Annotated in this window: 14 protein-coding genes; 7 read left to right on the top strand and 7 right to left on the bottom strand. The window is 41.7% G+C overall.

Features of this window, described 5'->3' with window-relative positions:
- Positions 1 to 56: 56 nt before the first annotated feature.
- A complete protein-coding gene (locus R8P61_11045; protein ID MDW3647593.1) occupies positions 57 to 635 on the top strand; it encodes a Crp/Fnr family transcriptional regulator in 579 nt (192 codons plus the stop codon).
- Between the two features lie 96 nt (positions 636 to 731).
- Positions 732 to 2,747: an NADPH-dependent 2,4-dienoyl-CoA reductase gene (locus tag R8P61_11040; protein MDW3647592.1), complete on the top strand. Its 2,016-nt coding sequence runs from the start codon at positions 732 to 734 to the stop codon at positions 2,745 to 2,747.
- Between the two features lie 9 nt (positions 2,748 to 2,756).
- On the opposite strand, the gene R8P61_11035 is transcribed toward R8P61_11040, so the two are convergent.
- On the bottom strand, positions 2,757 to 4,307 hold the full coding sequence (locus R8P61_11035) for a T9SS type A sorting domain-containing protein (GenBank protein ID MDW3647591.1): 1,551 nt from the start codon (positions 4,305 to 4,307) through the stop codon (positions 2,757 to 2,759).
- 155 nt (positions 4,308 to 4,462) lie between these two features.
- Here R8P61_11035 and R8P61_11030 point away from each other — a divergent pair, with 155 nt between their 5' ends.
- Entirely contained in the window at positions 4,463 to 5,125 is a 663-nt protein-coding gene (locus R8P61_11030; protein MDW3647590.1) for a TetR/AcrR family transcriptional regulator, read from the top strand.
- Between the two features lie 46 nt (positions 5,126 to 5,171).
- Positions 5,172 to 7,892 (top strand): acyl-CoA dehydrogenase family protein, encoded by a 2,721-nt coding sequence (locus R8P61_11025; GenBank protein ID MDW3647589.1) that lies wholly within the window; start codon positions 5,172 to 5,174, stop codon positions 7,890 to 7,892.
- Between the two features lie 51 nt (positions 7,893 to 7,943).
- Here the strand turns inward: R8P61_11025 and R8P61_11020 are convergent, their stop codons facing one another.
- From R8P61_11020 to R8P61_11005, 4 genes are read right to left on the bottom strand one after another with little or no spacing between them, the layout of a single operon-like run.
- On the bottom strand, positions 7,944 to 9,263 hold the full coding sequence (locus R8P61_11020; GenBank protein ID MDW3647588.1) for an adenylate synthase: 1,320 nt from the start codon (positions 9,261 to 9,263) through the stop codon (positions 7,944 to 7,946).
- Position 9,264: 1 nt separating this feature from the next.
- Positions 9,265 to 10,107 carry an MBL fold metallo-hydrolase gene (locus R8P61_11015; GenBank protein MDW3647587.1) on the bottom strand — a complete coding sequence of 281 codons (843 nt, stop codon included), beginning with the start codon at positions 10,105 to 10,107 and terminating at the stop codon, positions 9,265 to 9,267.
- Positions 10,104 to 11,090: an NAD-dependent epimerase/dehydratase family protein gene (locus R8P61_11010; protein MDW3647586.1), complete on the bottom strand. Its 987-nt coding sequence runs from the start codon at positions 11,088 to 11,090 to the stop codon at positions 10,104 to 10,106. The genes R8P61_11015 and R8P61_11010 overlap by 4 nt, the downstream gene beginning before the upstream one ends.
- A gap of 3 nt (positions 11,091 to 11,093) precedes the next feature.
- Positions 11,094 to 12,080, bottom strand: a complete 987-nt coding sequence (locus R8P61_11005) for a 3-oxoacyl-[acyl-carrier-protein] synthase III C-terminal domain-containing protein (GenBank protein ID MDW3647585.1) — start codon at positions 12,078 to 12,080, stop codon at positions 11,094 to 11,096.
- Between the two features lie 314 nt (positions 12,081 to 12,394).
- Here R8P61_11005 and R8P61_11000 point away from each other — a divergent pair, with 314 nt between their 5' ends.
- From R8P61_11000 to R8P61_10990, 3 genes are all read left to right on the top strand, one after another.
- Complete coding sequence (locus tag R8P61_11000) at positions 12,395 to 13,498, top strand: sterol desaturase family protein (GenBank protein MDW3647584.1); 1,104 nt, start codon at positions 12,395 to 12,397, stop codon at positions 13,496 to 13,498.
- A 93-nt stretch (positions 13,499 to 13,591) separates the two neighbouring features.
- A complete protein-coding gene (locus tag R8P61_10995) occupies positions 13,592 to 14,941 on the top strand; it encodes an SUMF1/EgtB/PvdO family nonheme iron enzyme (GenBank protein ID MDW3647583.1) in 1,350 nt (449 codons plus the stop codon).
- A gap of 19 nt (positions 14,942 to 14,960) precedes the next feature.
- Complete coding sequence (locus tag R8P61_10990) at positions 14,961 to 16,310, top strand: hypothetical protein (GenBank protein ID MDW3647582.1); 1,350 nt, start codon at positions 14,961 to 14,963, stop codon at positions 16,308 to 16,310.
- 100 nt (positions 16,311 to 16,410) lie between these two features.
- Here the strand turns inward: R8P61_10990 and R8P61_10985 are convergent, their stop codons facing one another.
- Together R8P61_10985 and R8P61_10980 are read right to left on the bottom strand one after the other, a co-directional pair.
- Entirely contained in the window at positions 16,411 to 19,761 is a 3,351-nt protein-coding gene (locus tag R8P61_10985) for a methylmalonyl-CoA mutase family protein (protein MDW3647581.1), read from the bottom strand.
- An 86-nt stretch (positions 19,762 to 19,847) separates the two neighbouring features.
- Positions 19,848 to 22,262, bottom strand: coding sequence for a thiamine pyrophosphate-dependent enzyme (locus tag R8P61_10980; protein MDW3647580.1), 2,415 nt, complete (start codon positions 22,260 to 22,262; stop codon positions 19,848 to 19,850).
- Between the last annotated feature and the right edge of the window lie 3 nt (positions 22,263 to 22,265).

Below are 22,265 nucleotides of genomic sequence, written 5' to 3'. Positions count from 1 at the left end.
GTTAAACAAAGCAGTCGGAATTTTTCCTTTTGCCGATATTTACGAAATTGCAGTTGATGGACAGACTCCGCGAAACTATACAATCCTACGCTACAATTGAGCCCAATGATTTGGATTATGCGCTCACTTTATTCAAAAAGGTAGAAGTAAAAAAAGGAGACTTCTTATTGAAAGAAGGTCAGGTTTCACGAAAAATGTATTTCGTTGATGGTGGTTGTCTTTGCCTGTATTCTTTGAGGAAAGGGCAAAAACAGGTAATCGAGTTCTTCACGGAGGGGCACTTTTGTGTGGATTTGCTCAACTACCTGGAAAGAAGACCTACCAATACCAATATCTGGGCAACAGAGGATACTGTAGCCTATGCCATCAATCGGGACGATGATGAAAACCTTTGGAACAGGTCCCATGCACTCGAGCGCTTTGGTCGTAAATTCGTTACGGCTGAGTTTATCAACCTTTCTAAACGAATCGCTCAAATGAATAATCTCAGCAATGAGGAGCGCTATCTTAGGATCATGGAGAAAAGACCCGACCTCATCCAAAGAGTTCCTCAATACCTCATTGCTTCCTATCTCGGACTTACTCCCGTCGGACTTTCAAAAATCAGAAAAAGACTGAGCTTATCATCTTCCTGATTTAGCCAATTTTTGCAGAAATTAAACCTGTATATTGGTGCAGGATTTCAATATTAATAAACTTGGGTTTCTATACAGAACCTAGACTAGTATAAGATGTACGAAAAACTACTCTCTCCCCTTGACCTGGGATTTACCAGCTTGAAAAATCGTGTTTTAATGGGTTCCATGCATACCATGCTGGAGGAAGCGCCTAATGGATTTGAACGTGCAGCTGCCTATTATGCAGAACGGGCCCGTGGCCAGGTCGGCTTGATAGTCACAGGTGGTATTGGACCCAACGAAGAAGGCAGGGTAGCTCCACATTCTGCTATGCTGACCAATGCGACGGAAGTGGCTCAGCACAAATTGATCACCGAAGCCGTACATGCGGAAGGAGGAAAAATCTGTATGCAGATTTTGCATTCCGGTCGCTATGCCTATCACAATAAAGGAGTCGCTCCATCTCCTTTGCGAGCACCTATAAATCCCATGGTACCCAGAGAGATGACCATAGCGGATATTCACAGAACCATTGATGATTATGCGAGCTGTTCCAAACTCGCCCAGGAAGCTGGTTATGATGGCGTCGAAGTCATGGGTTCAGAAGGATATTTGATCAATGAGTTTATTGTAAAAAGAACGAATCATAGAGAAGATGAATACGGAGGTTCTTATGAGAACCGTATGAAATTTCCGGTGGAGATAGTCAAAGCTGTACGCGAAAGAGTAGGGGAGAACTTCATCATCATTTACCGCCTCTCAATGTTGGATTTGGTTGAAGGAGGAAGTAGCTGGGAAGAAGTAGTCCAATTAGCAAAAGCAATTGAGAAGGCAGGTGCAACTATCATCAATACCGGCATCGGCTGGCATGAAGCCCGTGTTCCTACCATTGGTACGGTTGTGCCTAGAGGAGGATTCGCATGGGTGACAAAGCGGATGATGGGAGAAGTTAATATTCCTTTGATAGCCACCAATCGAATCAATATGCCGGGTATAGCAGAAGAAATTTTGCAAGACGGTTGTTGTGATATGGTTTCCATGGCCCGTCCCTTTTTGGCGGATGCCGACCTGGTCTTAAAAGCCATGGAAAACAGGGCAGATGAAATCAATACCTGTATTGCCTGTAATCAAGCTTGCCTGGATCACACCTTTACCATGAAGATTTCTTCTTGTCTGGTAAATCCAAGGGCTTGCCATGAAACAGAATTGAATTTCCATCCTACTGAAAATAGGAAGAAAATTGCGGTTGTCGGTGCTGGGCCTGCTGGTCTCGCTTTCTCCACATTAGCTGCAGAAAGAGGGCATGAAGTTGATCTCTTTGAAGCGGAAAAAGAGATTGGAGGCCAGTTCAATATGGCGAAAGTCATTCCGGGTAAGGAAGACTATGCTGAAACCATCCGATACTATGGTCGACAAATCGAATTGACCGGCGTAAATCTTCACCTTAATACAAGGGTTGATAAAGCGCAATTGTTGGCAGGGAACTATGATGAAATCATAATCGCTAGTGGAGTTAGTCCTCGGAAAGTTGATTTTGAAGGAGCAGATCATGAAAAGGTCCTGGACTATGCAGAAGTTCTATATAGAAATAAGCCTGTTGGGAAATCAGTAGCTATCGTAGGAGCTGGAGGGATTGGCTTCGATATGGCAGAATTCCTGGCACATCAAGGCGAACTTCCAAGTTTGAATACAGAATTGTATATGGAAGAATGGGGCGTAGATATGTCCTATGCAAAAGGAGGAGCTTTGGCTCAGGCCGCACCTTCTCCTTCGCCTCGAGAGATCTTTCTCCTAAAGAGATCCGGCGGCAAGCATGGCAAGAAACTTGGCAAAACTACGGGTTGGATTCATCGTGCAAGTCTGGCCATGAAAGAAGTGAAAATGATCGCCAATGTAGCCTATAAAAAAGTGGATGATCAGGGCTTACACATTGAGCACGATGGCGAGCACAAAGTACTTGCGGTAGACCATGTGGTCATTTGTGCAGGCCAGGAACCCCTCAGAGATATGTATGAGGAGCTCCAGGCTGCAGGTAAATCCGTACACTTGATTGGTGGGGCACACGTAGCTGCAGAATTGGATGCCAAGAAAGCCATCAACGAAGCGGCCTATCTAGCTGCGAAAGTATAGGCGAAATTATCATTCTTTGATCCATTTTCTGATCGATCTTCCACGGGAAGTATTGAATTCCAGAATGTAGACACCAGCCGATAGGCTCGAAGTGTCCAGTCTGTATTTATTTGCAGGTGTAAGAAATTTCCGTACAAGTTGAAGTCGCCCATCGAGAGATAGCAAACGGATATTTGGTGGATCGTTGAAGAAATCTGCTTCAGTTTCCAACTCAAGGTAATCTTTGCCAGGATTTGGATAAAGAATTACAGGAATTTCAGTTAACTGTCTCTCAATACTTAAGGCTGTCCTGGCTGAATCATAGCATACGGCAAAGCTAAATTCAAACCTTTCGGTATTGGGGCAGGCAATATCCGATCCTACGATTAGCTCAACCAGAAAGCAAGTATCCGCCAATCCAACAGAATCATACCTCCAGCAAATATCTGCCTGGAAAGGAGAGCTGCCGCTGGCGGGGTTTATCCTGAGACCAGGAGTGGAATTTCTCTGAAAGATTCTGATAACATCGCTGCTGTCAGGAGAATTAGCCAAAAGACTGATGCAAAGCAGCGTACTGTCCTGATAATCCAGTACCGGAATACCATTGACAAGGGTTTCCTGTCCTAAAAAATCCAGGGAAGCTTGCAGTCCGGAATTGAGGCAGCTGGTAAAAGAAAGCGGTACAATCCTTTGAGAGTTCGACAGAAGATTCCCATTTCGATATTCCTGAATCTCTATCCCGATTAAATATATTCCGGTAAGTACTCCATCACCAGATAAAACTCCAGTCTCCGGATCAAGCTGCAAAGAATTTGCATTTAACGGGTTTTGGGAATTGTAAGTAGCCAGAAATGGGAGGAGAGCATAAGGAGGAGTGCCCATAGGGTTATTAAAAGGATCGACAGTAGGATTGGGGCCGCCCTGCATGGGATTTCCGGCTCCTAATCCCAATGTGTTTAATCCACTTTTTATCTCACTCAATACATAGACCAGGGAATCGCCATCCGGATCTGTCGTCGAAAAGTCGAAGCTAAATGGCGCATTGCTGCAATGATTGTCATACAACTGATTATAAGCGGCAGGACTGGAGTTTAGTATACTGTCATTTCGAGGAATAGAAGCCGAATAGGTTAGGCCTCCTCCCAGAGGGTTTACAAGATTTACCAATGCATTTGTAAGACAACATCTTGCCCAAACGACATCATATCCCAAACTTGAGGGAGCCAGAGATATTTGTGTTTTGTAAACTCGACTCTCCAGACAAAAATAATAGGGGCTTATGCTGCAAAGGATCAATGAATCAGGTAGAAGGCTAATATTAGGATCATTGCCCAAAGCAATAGTTTGTGTCTGACTCACAGCACTCCCTTTTTCAAAAATAAATAGGCTGATAGTAGAATCGAAAGGCGCCTGACCAACTATACAATCTCTGTAAACCCTGAGTTCAACCTCATAGGTGAGGGTGCTGCTATCGATTAATTGATAATTCAATTCGCCGCCCAGTAAATGGGTGGAAAAACAATTTTGGGAAAAAGAAAAAAATAGAATCGCCAGGTAGGCTAATGTGCGTAAGCTTTTCATGGTAGATGTGTTTAGGTTAGTAGTGTAAAGTTGACATAGTGTATCTCTAGTAATATCCAAATGGAATTCACCCTAAAAGAGAAAAGAAAATTGTGGATAATTCATTAGAATTAAGAACTAGAAAATTAGAGAAAATGACTAAATTGTAGTCAAATATGAAAAAGAATACCCGAGAACGAATCCTGAGCGCAGCTATTAAACTCTTTAACTCAAAGGGTTATGGCCATGTGAGTCTTCAGGATCTTGCGAAAGAATTAGGGATGAGCAGGGGAAATTTATCTTATCATTTTCCTGACAAGGCTGATCTTCTTCCAGATATGGTGGAGCAATTTGCAGATCGTCTAAAGGAGTATCGCTTATCCAAAGCTCCATTGCCTACCTTTAGCAATCTCCGCAAAGACCTTCGCTTTTATTTTGAATTGCAAAGGGATTTTAAGTGCATACTACTTGATCCCTATGTCCTCGAGCATCCTGCAGTAAGTGGGACTGTAAAATCCTTTTCCAAAGAAGCCATACGAGATTTTGATGCTGCCATTGCTTTTGCCCTTGAGATAGGAACCATGAAAAAGGAACCATATCCCGGAGTATATGAAAACCTGTCTATCAATACCTGGATGTTGATGTTTCTTTGGTACCCCAGAGAGATGGTGCTAGGCAAGAAAACTTTTGAGGAAAAAGAGAAAGCTACCTGGTGTATGCTCATTCCTTATTTCACAGAAAAGGGGAGGGAAGCCTTGAAGAATGTGTTGGGAGAAGGCTATTTAAATGAGTTAGGCACGGACTTTAGTCAAAAAAGCACCGGAACAAGAATAATATAAATTTTTATAGACAAGAATAACTAGTAGAAAATAAAAAATATAGCATATGGCTTTCCAAGGATATTATTTTTCAGATGAACATAACCTTTTTAGAGAATCAATCAGGGATTTTCTTGCCAAAGAAGTGACTCCTTTTATAGATGAATGGGAAGAAAAGCGAGACATACCAAAAAGTATCTTTCAGAAATTTGGCGAGATGGGCTATTTCGGCCTGATGTTTCCCGAAGCCTATGGAGGAATGGAAGTAGACTTCTTTTATTCTGTGGTTTTACTGGAGGAAATGATTCGGCCTAATTCCGGAGGATTCAATGCAGCCATGGGAAGTCATTCATTCCTGGCCCTCAATCATATCAATGCCCAGGGAAATGAAGAGCAAAAGCAAAAATACCTGGTGCCCGGTATAGCCGGAGAACTGATAGGGGCCCTAGCCATTACAGAGCCAGGAGCTGGATCTGATGTGGCAGGGATTAGGACGAAAGCGACTAAGGATGGCGATGAGTACATCCTTGATGGATCAAAAATATTTATCACCAATGGAGTGAAGTCAGACTTTCTTGTAGTAGCTGCCAAAACCCAGCCTGATGCAGGTGCAAATGGCATCAGTATGTTCATTGTGGATCGAAATTCTGCCGGACTCAGTGCTTCAAATATTGAAAAACTTGGCTGGCATGCTTCCGATACAGGAGATATCTCTCTGGATGGAGTACGCGTACCCGCTCCACATTTGCTCGGAGAGGAAAACAAAGGCTTTTTCTATATCATGCATCACTTTGCCTTAGAGCGCCTCGTTATGGCCGTGGGAGGCGTCGCTGCTGCTGAGTTAGCTCTGGAGAAAGCACTTCAGTACATGTCTGAGCGCGAAGCCTTTGGGAGACCGATCAACAAATTTCAGGTCTTGCGTCATCGGATGTCCATGATTGCCAGTGAAATTGAGTCCTTGAAAATCTTCAATTACGATCTCTGCAAGCGCTATGATAAGGGAGAATATATTGTCAAAGAAGCGGCCATGGCTAAGTTGCTGGCAACCGAACTTGCGCTCAAAGCTTCTGACGAATGCCTCCAAATGTTTGGAGGATATGGATTTACAGAGGAGTTTCCCATGGCCCGTATGTATCGCGACAATCGTTTAGGCCCAATTGGAGGGGGATCGAGTGAAATTATGAGGGAGATCATTTCTAAAATGATCATTGACAATAAATCCTACGACTCTGTTCTGGAAGGAAAGCCTGAGGGCGAAAGCAGTATCATCAAATTTTCTGAAGAGCATGAATTATTTCGTCAAAGTCTGAGAGATTTCTTTGAAAAAGAGGCCGTTCCGAATATCCCAAAATGGGAGGCAGATAGAAGAACTCCCAAAGACATTTGGAAGAAAATGGGAGATATGGGCTTCCTCGGCTTAGGCTATCCCAAGAAGTATGGAGGGAAGGAATTGGACTTTTATTATGATATCGTTTTTAATGAGGAATTAGGTCGTCTCAATTCCGGAGGATTTGCCATTGCCCAGCAGGTAACCCAATACATGTCCTCAACATATATCCTGAAATATGGAAGTGAAAAACTAAAGGAAAATTACCTGCCGGGAATTATCTCTGGAGAGAAATTAGCCTCGATAGGGATTACTGAGCCTAGTGCAGGTTCCGATGCTGCAAACATCAAAACTCGCGCAGTCAGGGAAGGTGATTATTACATAGTCAATGGTTCCAAAACTTTTATTACCAATGGAGTTTATGGCGATTTTATCGTAACAGTGGTCAAAACAGATCCGGATAAAGGTCCAGCTGGTGTGAGTCTTCTGGTGATTGATAGAAATGCAGAAGGAGTATCTGCCCGTAAGATCAAGAAATTGGGCTGGTGGGCCTCAGATACTGCTGAGCTCAGTTTTGATCATGTGAAGGTACCGGTAGAAAATCTGGTAGGAGAAGAGGGACAAGGATTTTATTACCTGATGAATGGCCTCCAATTAGAGCGCATTATAGGCTTGCCTGCTGCAATCGTAGCCATGGAGCAAGCCCTAGCACAAAGTGTTAAGTATATGTCAGAAAGAGAGGCCTTTGGCCGATCTCTGGATCGCTTTCAGGTCCTGCGTCATAGGATTGCTCAGCTTTCTTCGGAAGTTGAGGCGCTCAAATCTTTCACCTATCAATGCTGTAGACTCTATGCGGATAATGTCTATGATGTGAAGCTCTGTTCGATTGGTAAACTTCTAGTGGCCGAGAAAACCAATGAAGTCGCCAATAAATGCATCCAGTTTTTCGGTGGATATGGATTTACGGAAGAATTCCCCATGGCGAGATTTTATAGAGATTGCCGGGTAGGAACCATAGGTGGGGGATCATCTGAAGTTATGCTAAATATTCTGTCCAAGATCCTCATAGACAATGTGGGATATGAAGCGGCGAAAAGCGACTACAAAGTTCCAACCAGTAAAAATGCCAGCACATCAAATGGAGCTTCCTCTAATGGAAATGGCAAAAGCCTGGAGCAATTGGTTCAGGCAATTCAAAAACAAGCGGGCTCTGTAAAAAGCATCGGCAATACCTTGAAGTTTGACTTTGGCGATACGCAATTATTGATTGATGGGAGCGGAGATCAAAATAAAGTCAGTACGGAGAATATCGATGCGGATTGTACGGTAAGTCTTGGCTTTGATGATTTTCAATCCATGATAGCGGGCAAATTGAATCCTATGAATGCCATGATGAGTGGCAAAATGAAAATTGATGGAGATATGGGAGTAGCTATGAAGCTTCAATCAATGTTCTCTTAAAAATATATTTTAACATCTAATTATCAGGGCTTAAGGTATGGCTATTTAAAGTTATGCTTTAGCCCTTTTTCTTTCAGGTTTCAGGGATACAATTCTTTTCATTTTGTCGAGTGCATGCTTAGGCGGGATGGTGTCAAAGAAAATCAGTTCTACATCTATCAGCTCATAGGAGGCGAATAATTCTGTAAAGGCTTGGCTAAGTCGCCTTTTGCTTTCTTTGAAATCCATCTTCGAACCCTGGAGGTATATTTCAACTTCTTTATCATCTGAATGGATGATTTGATAATTCTCGACACTATCGTCAGCCATGATCAGTGTTCTCCTCAAAAAGTCAGGGAAAATCTGTCTTCGTTCACCTGATTGATCTTCAAATTCCAGAACTTCATCCATTCTTCCCTCTATTCTTTTTAGACCAATCATGGGAGAGCCACAAGAACAAGGCTCCTCCAATTCTACCAGGATATCATTCATTTTATAGCGAACCACAGGCTGGGAGGAGCGACTGAAATCCGTAACAATAGGCTGGAATTTTCCGGGAGCGATATACTCTTTTTCAATCCTTACCAAATCCTCATGCAGATGAATATTTCCAATTGCACAACTATGCCCCAGAAAACCTTCGGTACATTGATAGACCTCAGTAATGATCTTTCCAAAAGCTTTCTCGATTTGCCTTCGATCCATCTCATCCAGTACCTCTGCATAGGATATGATTTGTTTGGGGGAAATGAATAGGTTCCCCGAGACTTTGGCTTGAGCCAACAAAACCATGAGGGAAGGTTGAGCGCTCAGGATATCCGGCTGATAGGCATTTAGCTCCTGGATCAAGTCGGGCAGGGGAGTGGCCAGATGAAGAAAGCGAAACTGAAAGGCAGAGGAGGATACAGAGCTGTAGAGATTGCTATCTGCCCTCAGGATAAAGGCTACTTTCTGTTTTTGTAGAAATCTTGGACTGACAACTCGGGAAAATACATTTGCAGCCCATTTTGCTCGCTCCTTAGCAGAAGCCAGAAACAAGGATCGATTGCCGGAAGTCCCGCTTGAGAGCCCAACTGTTATCCCATTTAATTCGCCAGAAAAATTTCGGTCTTGTTCTGCTTTGATGGCAAAGTCAAAGGATTCTTTAGCCTTAAGTCTGACAGTATTGATTTGGTCAAAGGATTCTACAAATTCTTTTTTCCCAATCAGAGGGAAACTGTCTATGTCATATCCCTGCTTTATCAAAGCTCGGTAATACGGGGATTTCTGCAGGACCTGATTTTGAAATTTTTTGAGTCTTTTCTGTTGATATCTCAAAAGCTTTTCCCGGGAAGTAAACTTTCCCCTGAGTTTAATCCCCAACCAATAATAGATAATCCAAAGTTTAAACATATCAATCGTAAGCTTTTTGGGGAGTCTCATCAAAAACTCGAGGACAATGACAACTGATGATTCTTGTATTGGGATGCTCGGATCTATAGCTTCGAATCTTCTGAAAACTTTCTTTATAGGCCTTCCAATCGTCAAAAAATAATTTCACGATGCTATTGGGCAGTACATTCTGGTCCAAAGAATTCGTTAACCAAAATCCATCTGCTGCCAAAAATACAGCCTGCTCATTTCCTTCATTTATCAATAAACCTATTTGCCCTCTTGCATGTCCCGGAAGCTGAACTATCTTAATACTCCCATCTCCAAACATATCATAGTGATAATCAAATTCATCACTTCTTTCTTCCGGCTCCCACTTGTCAAAAAAGCTTATTCTTTGCTCTAAATTCTTCGGCATCAATTTCTGAATCAATCCTCTTCTCACGCCTGAAAATCCTTTATGGCGAAGCATTTGGTCATAGCCGGATTTCATGGAGTAACAGTGACTTTGCGGAAAGTCTTTTAATCCGGAAATATGATCTGCGTGATAATGTGAAATCACCAAATGGGAAATGTCTTTAGCCTTAATTCCTTTCTTATTTAGCTGGCTGATTACGCTCCATTCTTTTTCAATGACAGCCGGTGTAGATAATGCCTGCATCTTTTCAGGCCATTTAGCTGTAACTTCAAAAAAACGGGGAGCGTAGCCTGTATCAAAGAGAATATATCCGTGTTCCGGATGTTGAATCAAAGCTACATTTGCATGAAATCGGATAGATTTTCTTTTGCCGGATTTAATGGCAATTGCTTCGGGTGCCATACAATAGCCGGTATATAAAATTTCTAGCTGAACCTTAACACTCATGAATTTGTTTTGTACCAAGTTATAAATTCTTCCAGGGCCTCGCGGGTACTCATTTCGACCTTGTAGCCTAAATTTGCTTTGGCTTTACTAATATCCAGACTGAAATTTTTTGCCAATACTCCTGCACCATAGCGTGTAAGTTTGGGTTCACCTCCTCCAAGGTATTTGCTTTTCCATTCCAATATGCCCGCGATTCCCAAAGCCATAGAGTAGGGGAGCTTTTTTCGAATGGGAGGATTTCCCAAAGCTTCAATCAGGTAATTGATTTCTTCCCACATCGGACTGGCTTCTCCATTGCTGATATTGTAGCTCTGTCCCAATGCTGAAGACTCAGTATGCAAGCAAGCCTCTATAAGCCGTACCAGATTATAAACAGAGGTAAAGTCTGCCAGGTTCTTTCCATCTCCAATGATTCGAAGTTTTCCGGTTTCATAGGCCCGCATCAAACGGGGAAACAGAACCTGATCCTCCGCTCCAATGATGGCTCGAGGCCTGAGAGAAATGGTTTCGATTCTCTTTCCATGCTGACTCAACACCCATTCCTCTGCCAATAACTTTGTTTCTGCATAAGCATTGACAAATTGTTCCGGCAAAGGGTCTTTTTCCTTTATTCCTATCCGATCCTTAAAATCAAAATAGATACTTGGAGATGAGATATTTATAAAGCGCTGTATGCCAACTTTTCTGGAAGTCTTCAGGAGTTTTTGGGTCAAGCCAACATTGACCTGGTGAAAGTCTTCAAATCTTCCCCAGGGAGAGGATAAAGCTGCACAATGAACCAGCATATCTTTCCCCGACAAAGTTTTACCTAAATTTCCATCCGAATAAGGATCATTGCTAATGAGCTGAATTCCCAAAGCTTCGAATTCCTCTTTACGCCTTTGATTTCTGCTCAGGGCAAAGACCTCATATTCTTTGGTCGCCAGGTATTTAATCAACCTGCCACCCAGAAAACCAGAGGCACCACTAACCACAACTTTCATATACTAAAATTGAAGAGCTATTCCTCCCAAAGAGAGCCCTGCGGCCGTTCCTACAACCAGCACTTTATGGCCTTTCTTGATTTTGCCTGAATTGTATAGGGTTTCCAATCCAAGCGCAACGGAAGTTGAAATGCAATTGCCATAATCCGTCAATCCCTGAAATACTTTATTGGGATCAACCTGGTATTTCTTGATAAAATATTCATTGCCGAATTTGCTAGCCTGATGAGGAATGATGTAATCATACTCATGTAGATTTACGCCTGTTGCCTCTTCCATTTTATCGAGGAAAGCTGCTAGATTCGCAAAGGTCATTTTGATCAACTTTTTCCCCTGCATATGAAAATAAAAATCTTCCTGCCGGGCCTCCGGATCGAATCCCAAGAGTTTATTCCCTCCTGCGGGAACCATAGCCAGTTCAGCCCCTTCACAGTGATTCTCAAAGTGACTTCCTAATACTTCAATTCCCTGAGGGTCTTCTTCGATTAGAATAGATACTGCAGCATCTCCAAATAGGGAAAGGGTTTTGGGGTCATTGGGATTTAAAGAACGAGAGGAAATCTCAGCACTCGTAATAGCTACTTTTTTGATGTTTTTGCTATTCATCATGCAAAGGGCTACATCCAAACCAACAATGAAACTCAGGCAGGTCGCATCTACATCAAAACAGTGAAATTGGGCATCGAATGCTTTCATTTCCTTTTTTACCATGCAGGCATTGTAAGGAATAGGGTAGTCATAGGTTGCGCCTGCACATATCAGTAAATCCAGATCATGCAAAGTCAAATTGCTTTTATCCAGATTACAATCGAGAACTTTAGCAGACATGGAGGCTATGCTGTCTTTTTTACTGGCGAAATGGCGACTTACTACGCCAGAATTCTTTGCTACCCAACCTTCTCTGATCCCGGCCTTTCGTTCTATTTGTTGATGACTGATGGGGGCTCCGGGTAAATATTTACTTATCGCTCTAATCCTGAATTTCTTCATAAGGGCTATGTTTGCTTTGGCCTAAGCCTGAGTAAAACCTTGATAGATAAAGAACTGAATTATTTCCTGCTTATGAATTTATGAGGAAGAAAAGCCATTGAAAAAAGGACTTTTCATGCATTATTATAAATTTTGGGAATTTTCAATCACAATAGTAAGTTGAATACCTAAGGGCAATGATTTTTTCATAATCTTTGTCAGGATATGTAGACAATTTGCGGAAAATCCCAAATATTCATTTTTTCAAAATACGATTCCATATGGCAAAAGGCGAAATGTAATTTATACTTGTTCTGGAATTAAACAGAAAACCTATGGATCTTCAATATGGGAAAGGACTTTTGATCCTGCTTCTTTTTATACTCGTAGAGATACTTTATTCCAGCCTTGTTAAAAAGGAAAAGATTCACTGGAATGAGATGGCTTCAAACCTCAATTCCGGGCATTTACTTTTACTGATTTTCAGAGGAGCTACCGTTATTGCCTATAGCTTCATTTTTCAGAAATTTGGCTGGGAGTATTTTGTTGAATTGCCTGAAATTCTTCAGTGGCTCATTGCTTTGGTGTTATGGGATTTTGGTTTTTACTGGTCTCACCGTTTACACCATGAGATTCCTTTCCTTTGGAACATCCATCATGTACATCACCAGGCTGAGCATTTCAATCTATCCCTGGGATTTCGTCATTCCTGGTTTCATACCCTGAGCTCAGCCCCCTTTATGTTACCCCTGGCTTTTGTAGGGATTCCTACTGAGCTGTTTCTGGCTGTTGCCGGAATCAACCTTTTTGTACAATTCTACAACCACAATAAAGTCGTCAAAAACTCAGGCTGGTTAGACAAGATTTTCATCACACCAGAATTACATAGGGTGCATCATGGATGCAATCCCGAATATGTAGATAAGAATCATGGAGGAACCTTCGTGTTTTGGGATCGGATATTTGGCACCTTTAAGCAAAAAGATCCAGAGGTAGATATTGTTTATGGTACTGCCGATAAGATCAATCCCTATAATCCTATTTGGGTAAATTTGAGGCCTGTCATGTCTTCGCTTGGACTATTTTCCAAAAAGAAAAGAAATTCTTCTAGGCGCATATCATATTCTGGTATTTATATAGGATTGGGAACCTTTCTTTTACTATTATTTCTCATTTTCTATGTAGCTGTATCTGGAGTTTGGAGCCAATTAGAATTGTTTTGCCTCTTCCTTACCATATTCATTGGCACAACTTTATTAGGGTCGATGTCAGAAGGTTTTAACATTTCAGCTATCCTCTGGGCTTCTTTAGGGGTAGGATCATGTGCTGTTTTTCTTCTTTACTTTGAACATCAAGATCTACTTAGTCTCTTCCTGTTTTTAGCCTTATGTACACATAGTTTGATTGCTTTGCCTTTACTTTTAGCTAAAAAAAGCTAAACGATTTAACCCGAGATTTAATCTTAATTAAAATAATTTCCGGTCAATTTAAAATTATTGTATATTGAATAGAACGCCCTGGCTCTAAAATCTGTGCGATACGAAATTATTCATGACACATTGGCCAATTTGGTCTTTTCAAAAGCTTCTCTTGACTCTCAAGCCAGAAGGAAGGCAGAAAGGTATGTTAAAGACAAATTCCAATTAAGGGAAACAGAAGGAATCCGCATGTCTGAGGAAGACCTGGAGTATATCAAACCCTTCCTCAAACAAATAAATATGGAAGATCAGTACGTTGATTTTCTTGATGAAGAGAGGAGAAATCTCCAGAAAATTTCAAGAAGACGAAGAGCGATATTCTTTGCTGTCAGCACCCTCATCCTATTGCTGGCGGTATTTTCAATAGTCAAATACATCGATCTGCGCAAAGCCAGTTTTGCACTATTAGAGAGCAAAATAGAGGATATTAATGCTTCGATCTATCAATTGGATTATGAAGCAGCAAACTTGAATTTAGAGGGAGCCTTATTGATCGGGGAGAATCTCCAGGATTTCGATCCCCCGGTATTTTTGGCAGTATTATCAAGTGCTTTTCAAAAGGCTGAAACATTTTTGTTGCCTCCTTTGGAAGAATTATACTTCTTTTATGTTGAGGCTAAGGACGAAAATGCAATCAGGATTTATGAAAAGTTAAGACTTTTTACCAGCTCTTTGCCTGGCTTTCCTCTTGAAGGAGATAGCCTGGAATTTGTACTTAACAATAAAATGGCAGTTCTATCGGAGCTAAGAAGAATAGAATTAGAAAGTAAATATTATCCTGAAATGGTTTGGGTTGAAGTTGTCGAGAATGATACTCTCTCTCCCAGAAAAAGCTACGAAATCGGTAGGTATGAGATTACGGGTTTTCAGTACAAACTTTATACACAGAGTAAAGGTATAACAAATAGCTGCCCTAAATGGGGTTGTAAAGGTTTATTACCGCAAGTAAATGTGAGTTGGCTGGATTCAAAAGATTACTGCAGTTGGTTATCCTTGCAAACAGGACATTCTTATGATTTACCTGGAGATAAGCAGTGGGTATATGCGGCAAGGGGGGGCAGTTTAATTGAGAATTTTGTTTATGCAGGGAGCAATTCTATTGATAGTGTGGGTTGGACAAGAAATGACAAAGTGAAAACCCCACAAAGAGTTGGCTTGAAGAAATGCAATAGATTGGGCCTTTACGATATGAGCGGAAATGTGCTGGAGTTTACAAATGACAATTATGAACAGAATACCCTTGGGCTGGATTCTGTTGAGCTACTGAATATTTCGAAGTTAAAAAGTGTAAGAGGAGGAGATTATGATTCAAATTATCGGAGAAGTAAAATTGAAAGAAGGGCTAAATTTGATCAAAGTGGCAAGTACCAAAATTTGGGATTTAGAGTTGTCAGAAACCAGTAATACAATCACAAAAAGCCTTATGAAAAAGTCTCTTATTCTGCTCATGCTAATTCCCAATTTCGTTTTCGCCCAGGAATTGGCGAATCTGGATTCATTGCTCGAAGCTGGGAATTATGAAGAAGCCCTGGAAAAGGCAATTGTTAAACGAGATGATTTAATGGGAGAAAAAAGAGCCTGGATTGACCTCATTATTGGGACATGCGAATGTGTGTTGGATGGAGATCCAGGGACTTTAGACAGGATGATGCAGAACTACATTTTGGATGAGACCCAGCAGGGGGAAATACAGGAAATAAGAACCAAATGTGTAACTGGAAATGTAGGGATTGTCCAAATTACCATGATGAGAGAACCTTCCTTTAGTTCGGTTGAGCCCAGGGAAGGAGGAAGTGGGAAGGACCTTGAAATAAAACAGGGTCCGGAGATAGAAAAAATATTCCTAAGCCCTCAAACGCATAGGGGACAGCTGGATTCAGGAGTAGAAAAAACCTTCTTAAGAAATCCTCAAGAAAAAGAAAACGCTCTAAAATTATTCTCCGATTTGTACAAACAAAAAGAGTTGAAATACAAAGGTGATTCAAACTCTGACTACTTTTTGTTGTTTTCGGGTAATACTATTTCAGGAAGGAATTTAGCTAAGTTTAAAATGCTTCTTGATGTTTACATGGAAAAATTTTCACAAAGATTCAATCTGAAAATTCCTGATAAGTTCATCAGTGTACATATTGGAGAGGATTCCCTTACCTATACTTCTCAGGCAAGTATGGTATTTGGCTTTGATATCTCTTCTTCTCATGTAGGATATTCCAGCATCCATAATTTTAGCATGATTGCCTATATGCCAGGAAATCCCAATGAATTTAAGGGTACTCTCGTACATGAGTTGATGCACATCCTGCTCAATTATAATGCGCCGCATTTGCCTCCCTGGGTAGCAGAAGGTCTACCCGCTCTATTTGAGGAAAGCAGAAACAATGGAGCAAAACCTGTCAAAGGAACTGATAATTGGAGATCAAAATTTTTTGAAGGCTCTTTCAAATTAGTTCCTAAATATGATCTACCCGCTAATTTGATTATGATGAGATGGGATGAGTTTAATGGGATTATAGAACGTACAGAGGAATACTTAGTATTAAAAAGAGACCAACGAGATTTGAATCATGCGACTGCCAGATATTTCATGTTTTATTTACAGGAAATAGGTAAACTCGACATCGTAATCAAGGCTTTTATTGATTATCAGTATGGCCATCCAAGCTTTAAAGAGTTTGCAACAAATGAGGAATTGTTAGAGAATGTCATGGCAAAACCCTATGAAGAAGTATGGGCTGAATTTACAGACTGGATGTCCAAAAAATTTGACTGGTAAGTTTCGAATGAGAGGCTAATGACCTATTAACCCGACTATATACTGGGGTTATACTTCAGATAATATTGCTTTGGGTAACAATTACCCAAAGCAATGTTATTTACATAGATCTACGATATTGACCTCCTACTTTAAAGAGAGCGTGCGTAACCTGTCCTAAAGAACAAGTTTTCACCGCCTTCATCAGGGCTTCAAATACATTATGGTTATTTAAAGCGGCTTCCTGAAGATCCATCAGCGCTTTTGCTGAATGGCTGTCATGCACCTTCTTCAAGTCCTCAAGATTGCTGATCTGCAATTGCTTCTCATCTTCAGTTGCCCGTATCACTTCTTTGGGAAGAATGGTCGGAGAACCTTTAGATGAAAGGAAGGTATTTACCCCTATGATTGGAAAATCTCCCGTATGCTTTAAGGTTTCATAATACAGGGATTCTTCCTGTATCTTTCCTCTTTGGTACATAGTCTCCATTGCTCCCAGCACTCCTCCACGTTCTGTGATTCTATCAAATTCAAGCAGAACCGCTTCTTCTACCAAATCCGTTAATTCTTCAATGATGAATGCTCCTTGCAAGGGATTTTCATTCTTGGCCAGTCCCAGCTCATGATTGATGATCATCTGAATGGCTACTGCCCGTCTTACACTTTCCTCTGTTGGCGTAGTAATTGCCTCATCATAGGCATTGGTATGTAGACTATTGCAATTATCATAAATCGCATAAAGAGCCTGTAGGGTAGTGCGGATGTCATTGAAATCTATCTCTTGGGCATGAAGTGATCTTCCGGAAGTCTGGATATGGTACTTCAGCTTCTGAGAACGAGCATTTGCACCATACTTATATTTCATTGCTTTCGCCCAAATCCTTCTGGCTACCCTGCCAATTACCGCATACTCCGGATCAACTCCATTAGAGAAGAAAAAGGATAGGTTAGGGGCAAAGTCATCGATATTCATTCCTCTGGAGAGGTAATACTCTACAAAAGTAAATCCGTTCGATAAGGTAAAGGCCAATTGAGAAATGGGATTGGCTCCTGCTTCTGCTATATGATAACCCGAAATAGAAACAGAATAAAAGTTCCTTACCTTTTGCCCGATGAAATACTCCTGCACATCTCCCATGAGCTTGAGGGAAAATTCCGTAGAGAAAATACAGGTATTCTGAGCCTGATCTTCTTTGAGAATATCCGCTTGAACGGTTCCTCTAACAGAGTTTAGGGCTTTGGCCTTCAATTGTTCATAAACCTCCGGCTCAAGTATCAGATCACCTGTAAGGCCCAACAACATCAGCCCCAATCCGTCATTACCTTCTGGTATGTCTCCATTGTATTGAGGACGGGCAAGGCCTTTGTCATCATAAACTTCTTTGAGTTTTGCTTCAACCAGATGTTCCAGACCCTGCTCTTTGATATAGAGTTCACATTGTTGGTCGATGGCTGCATTCATAAAGAATGCACAAATAGTTGCCGCCGGACCATTGATGGTCATGGAAACAGAAGTCTTTGGGTTGCAAAGGTCGAAACCTGAATAAAGTTTCTTGGCATCATTGAGGGAGGAGATATTTACTCCACTGTTCCCAACCTTTCCATAGATATCAGGTCGGTGATCGGGATCTTCTCCATAAAGCGTTACGGAATCAAAGGCAGTGGACAGGCGTTTTGCAGGCATTCCCATAGACAAATAATGGAAACGCTTATTGGTACGCTCTGGTCCGCCTTCTCCTGCGAACATACGAGTCGGATCTTCTCCTTTTCTTTTGAAAGGGAATACACCTGCAGTGTAAGGAAATTCTCCCGGCACATTTTCTTGTCGGCTCCACCTCAATATTTCTCCCCAGTCTTTGAATTTGGGAAGGACTACTTTGGGGATTTTATTGTGGGACAAAGTTTCGGTAAAATTCTCCACTTTGATCTCTTTATCCCGAACCTTATACACAAAGGTATCTTGCCCATAGGCCTCTCTTTTTCCCTCCCATCCATCAAGTATGGCTTTATTCTCACGACTTAAGTCTTGTTCTAAGTCTGTCTTTGCTTTGTCAAGCGCTTCGATTGCAGGACCTGCTTCAGCGCCCAAAACCTTCTTGGATCTTTCGAGCGCAAAGAGATTGCGAGCTACTTCACTTTGTGTCTCAGTCTCTTTATTGTAGGATCGGATTCCTTCGCTGATTTCAGAAAGGTAACGTACTCTGGCAGGTGGAATGATATATTGCTTTTTGCTTTCACCTTCTACTTCCTTCTTTGTATCCCCTTTCCAGATCCGTCCAAAAATCTCTTCAAACAACTGATTGACGCCCGGATCGTTGAACTGAGAAGCGATAGATCCGTAGACGGGCATCTCATTCGGTTTTCTATCCCAAAGTTCATGGTTTCTTTGGTACTGCTTCTTAACATCCCTAAGTGCGTCCTGGGCACCTCTTTTGTCAAACTTATTGATAGCTACCACATCCGCAAAGTCCAACATGTCAATTTTCTCCAATTGTGAGGCTGCGCCAAACTCAGGAGTCATGACATAGACAGATAGGTCGGCATGGTCTACAATTTCTGAATCTGACTGACCGATTCCAGAAGTTTCCAATATGATCAGATCAAAAGCCGAATGCTTGAGAATCGCGATCGTAGAATCGATATGCTTATTCAGGGCGAGATTGTATTGACGGGTGGCCAATGATCGCATGAATACTCGATCTGATGAAATAGCATTCATCCTGATTCTATCTCCCAGGAGTGCTCCCCCGGTTTTCCTTTTAGAAGGATCAACGGAAATAATGGCCAGGGTCTTTTCCGGATATTTTGCAAGGTAGCGTAGGACTAATTCATCTACCAGGGAAGACTTTCCTGCACCACCTGTTCCTGTAATTCCCAAAACGGGGATTTCTGAATCAGCTACTTTCGCTTTGACTTCATTAATCCAGGTCTGATTTTCTTCGGGTTGATTTTCTACTGCAGAAATGAGCTGAGCTATAGAAACGTGGTCCTTGCCCGGTATTCTTTTCAGCTGTCCATTGAGGTTGATGCCTAATGGATAATCACACTTTTCCAATAGATCATTGATCATCCCTTGCAATCCCAGCGAACGACCATCATCCGGAGAATAGATACGGGTGATACCGTACTTGTGAAGGTCATCAATTTCTGAAGGAAGGATGGTACCTCCACCTCCTCCGAATAGTTTGATATGACCGGCACCCTTTTCCTGCAAAAGGTCATAGGCATATTTGAAAAATTCATTATGCCCACCCTGATAGGAGGTAATGGCTATGCCCTGAACATCTTCCTGTATAGCTGCATTAACAATCTCATGAACTGGACGATTATGTCCGAGGTGAATAACCTCCGCTCCAGAGCGTTGGATGATCCGGCGCATGATATTGATAGCCGCGTCATGACCGTCGAAGAGTGAACCGGCAGTCAGGATGCGTATTTTGTTTTTGGCTTTGTAAGCTGCGATTTTTTCCATCAAATATTTATTCCCAATAGAATGAATACAAGCAATTATCTATTAATACAAAACTGCTTTATGGGGAACAAGTTTAATCTGTCCTATTAATAAGTAGGTATCTCGGGTAAAGAGTTGAGCGGTCGGCTGAATCTCGTAGGCGCAGCTTCACGCATCATTTCATAAATTACCTTAAAGACGTCCATGGGATGGGGTTTAGAATAATAGTCTCCATCATTTCCATAAGGAGGACGACTTTGTTTGGCACTAATCGTTTTGGGGGGAGAATCAAGGTATGGGAATCCTCCTTGTTTTTCAATGACTTCCTGCATCATATAAGCTGAAGCACCTCCCGGAACATCTTCATCGAGGAATACAATTCGATTGGTCTTTTTGAGACTTTTTAAAATGTCCTGAGATAAGTCAAAGGGTAGGAGGGTCTGTACATCTATAAGTTCTACAGAAATGCCTTTCTTTTCGAGGATAGTGACTGCGTGTTTTGCCACTTCCACACATGCTCCATATGTTACCAGGCTCACATCTTCTCCCTCTTTCAAGATATCTACCTGGCCGAGAGGAATGTTAAACTCGCCCACATTTTTGGGCATTAATTCCTTCTTTCTATACCCATTAAGTACCTCGATCATCAAAGCCGGGTCATCACCTTTTAAGAGCGTATTGTAAAGGCCGGCAGCCTGTGTCATATTTCGTGGCACACAGATATGTATACCTCTCATAGAATGAAGCAGCATAGCAATGGGTGAACCCGAGTGCCAAATGCCTTCCAGTCTATGTCCTCGTGTCCGTATGATTGCTGGAGATTTTTGTAATCCATTGCTTCTATAGCGGAGAGTTGCCAGATCATCGGCCAAAGGTGCGATTGCATAATGGATGTAATCCAGGTATTGAATCTCAGCGATTGGGCGAAGTCCCCTCATGGCCATTCCGATTGCCTGTGCAGCAATGGTCCATTCCCTGATACCCGTATCGAAGACTCTTTCTTCTCCATATTTAGCCTGCAATCCAGCCATTGCCTGATTTACTCCTCCAATCTTTCCTAAATCCTCTCCAAATGCATAGAGATTGTCGTATTTATCAAAGAGGGCATCAAAATTCGCTTTCAGTACCTCAGATCCATTTACATATTCGGCATCTTCTCCATATTCAATTTCTACTTCTTCTGCAGCTAGTGGGGAAAGTTTAGATTCACTAAAGAGTTGCCCTTCATATCTTTCTTCGATCAATGCTCTTTTGCTCTCATACCAGGTATTCAAATCTTCTGGGTCTAAATACTCTCTTCCTGCCGCCAACATGAGGACAGTTTCTGCATGCTTGATCAAATCACTTAATACCGGGAAATATAGCTCATTAATTTCCGCTAGATAAGTAATCAATTCAAACTCATCCTTCGCTTCCTCCTTCAACTTTGCATAGATGCCTGTCAATTCTGACATAGCTGCTTTTACCGGATCTATGTGTTGTTTCCAAGCATGTTTGATATTTGCTTTTACCTCTGTTTCACAAGACTTTCTGAGTTCCTGGATTTCTTCCAGACTAGCGAAGCCATTTTCTATGATCCAGTTTTGAAAAGCAGCAATTCCATCTGCATCCTGTTCCCATTGGAGTCTATCCTTGGACTTATATCGAGTATGAGATCCAGAGGTGGAATGTCCATTAGGCTGGGTGCATTCCTGGATGTGGAAAATAGCAGGATTATGGGTTGCTCGAACTTTGGCAATTCCTTCTTCAAAAGTCGCAATCAGGCCTTCATAATCCCAGCCTTTAGCGGTATAAATATAGGCTCCTTCTCCTGCTTCATTTATTCTAAATCCTTCGAGAATCTCAGAAATATTCTCTTTGGTTGTTTGGTATTTGGTGGGAACAGAGATTCCATGCCCATCATCATAAATAACATAGACCAAAGGCACTTTCATGACTCCGGCTGCATTTAAGGCTTCAAAGAATACGCCTTCAGAGGTTGTTGCATCTCCCACTGTACAAATGCTGACTTCATTTCCGTTTTTTGAGAAAAGCTGCGCATCTGTTTGTTCCGGATTCTCTCTATATTTTTTTGAGGCCAAAGCAAGGCCTAGTGCATGAGTTACATTGCCAGCAAGTGGAGCGAGGGCCGAAGCAATATTGTACTGTTCTGTCTGATCTATCCAATTGCCTTCCTTATCAATAAAAGGAGTGGCAAAGTGGTTGTTCATTTGACGTCCACCGGAAAAGGGATCATGGACAGCGTCCCCATAGAGGGCAGCGAAAAGCTGTTCCACGTTTGAAATCCCTTTGCGAAGCATAAATGTCTGGTCTCGATAGTAGCCAGAGTAATAATCACCTTTTTGGAAAACCTTCGCCAGTGCAATCTGGGGAAGTTCCTTTCCACCACCTTCGATGCCAAATTTTGCCTTTCCGCTTAAGGCTTCTTTGCGCATAGAGTTGCTTGCGAGTCTGCTTTTATAGCAGATAGTAAAATCCTTGAGGACGTCTTCTTTGTTATATTTTGCTTTCGTATTCTTCATAGA

The organism is Bacteroidia bacterium (assembly GCA_033391075.1).
Classification (GTDB): Bacteria; Bacteroidota; Bacteroidia; order J057; family J057; genus JAWPMV01.
The sequence above is the reverse complement of the archived record's forward strand: the minus strand, read 5'-3'. Positions and strand labels throughout refer to the sequence as shown.

What these genes read in the sequence shown, in the direction of transcription:
- R8P61_11045 (MDW3647593.1), top strand. Translation starts at nt 57, where the DNA reads ATGGACAGACTCCGCGAAACTATACAATCCTACGCTACAATTGAGCCC.
- R8P61_11040 (MDW3647592.1), top strand. Translation starts at nt 732, where the DNA reads ATGTACGAAAAACTACTCTCTCCCCTTGACCTGGGATTTACCAGCTTG.
- R8P61_11035 (MDW3647591.1), bottom strand. Translation starts at nt 4,307, where the DNA reads ATGAAAAGCTTACGCACATTAGCCTACCTGGCGATTCTATTTTTTTCT.
- R8P61_11030 (MDW3647590.1), top strand. Translation starts at nt 4,463, where the DNA reads ATGAAAAAGAATACCCGAGAACGAATCCTGAGCGCAGCTATTAAACTC.
- R8P61_11025 (MDW3647589.1), top strand. Translation starts at nt 5,172, where the DNA reads ATGGCTTTCCAAGGATATTATTTTTCAGATGAACATAACCTTTTTAGA.
- R8P61_11020 (MDW3647588.1), bottom strand. Translation starts at nt 9,263, where the DNA reads ATGTTTAAACTTTGGATTATCTATTATTGGTTGGGGATTAAACTCAGG.
- R8P61_11015 (MDW3647587.1), bottom strand. Translation starts at nt 10,107, where the DNA reads ATGAGTGTTAAGGTTCAGCTAGAAATTTTATATACCGGCTATTGTATG.
- R8P61_11010 (MDW3647586.1), bottom strand. Translation starts at nt 11,090, where the DNA reads ATGAAAGTTGTGGTTAGTGGTGCCTCTGGTTTTCTGGGTGGCAGGTTG.
- R8P61_11005 (MDW3647585.1), bottom strand. Translation starts at nt 12,080, where the DNA reads ATGAAGAAATTCAGGATTAGAGCGATAAGTAAATATTTACCCGGAGCC.
- R8P61_11000 (MDW3647584.1), top strand. Translation starts at nt 12,395, where the DNA reads ATGGATCTTCAATATGGGAAAGGACTTTTGATCCTGCTTCTTTTTATA.
- R8P61_10990 (MDW3647582.1), top strand. Translation starts at nt 14,961, where the DNA reads ATGAAAAAGTCTCTTATTCTGCTCATGCTAATTCCCAATTTCGTTTTC.
- R8P61_10985 (MDW3647581.1), bottom strand. Translation starts at nt 19,761, where the DNA reads ATGGAAAAAATCGCAGCTTACAAAGCCAAAAACAAAATACGCATCCTG.
- R8P61_10980 (MDW3647580.1), bottom strand. Translation starts at nt 22,262, where the DNA reads ATGAAGAATACGAAAGCAAAATATAACAAAGAAGACGTCCTCAAGGAT.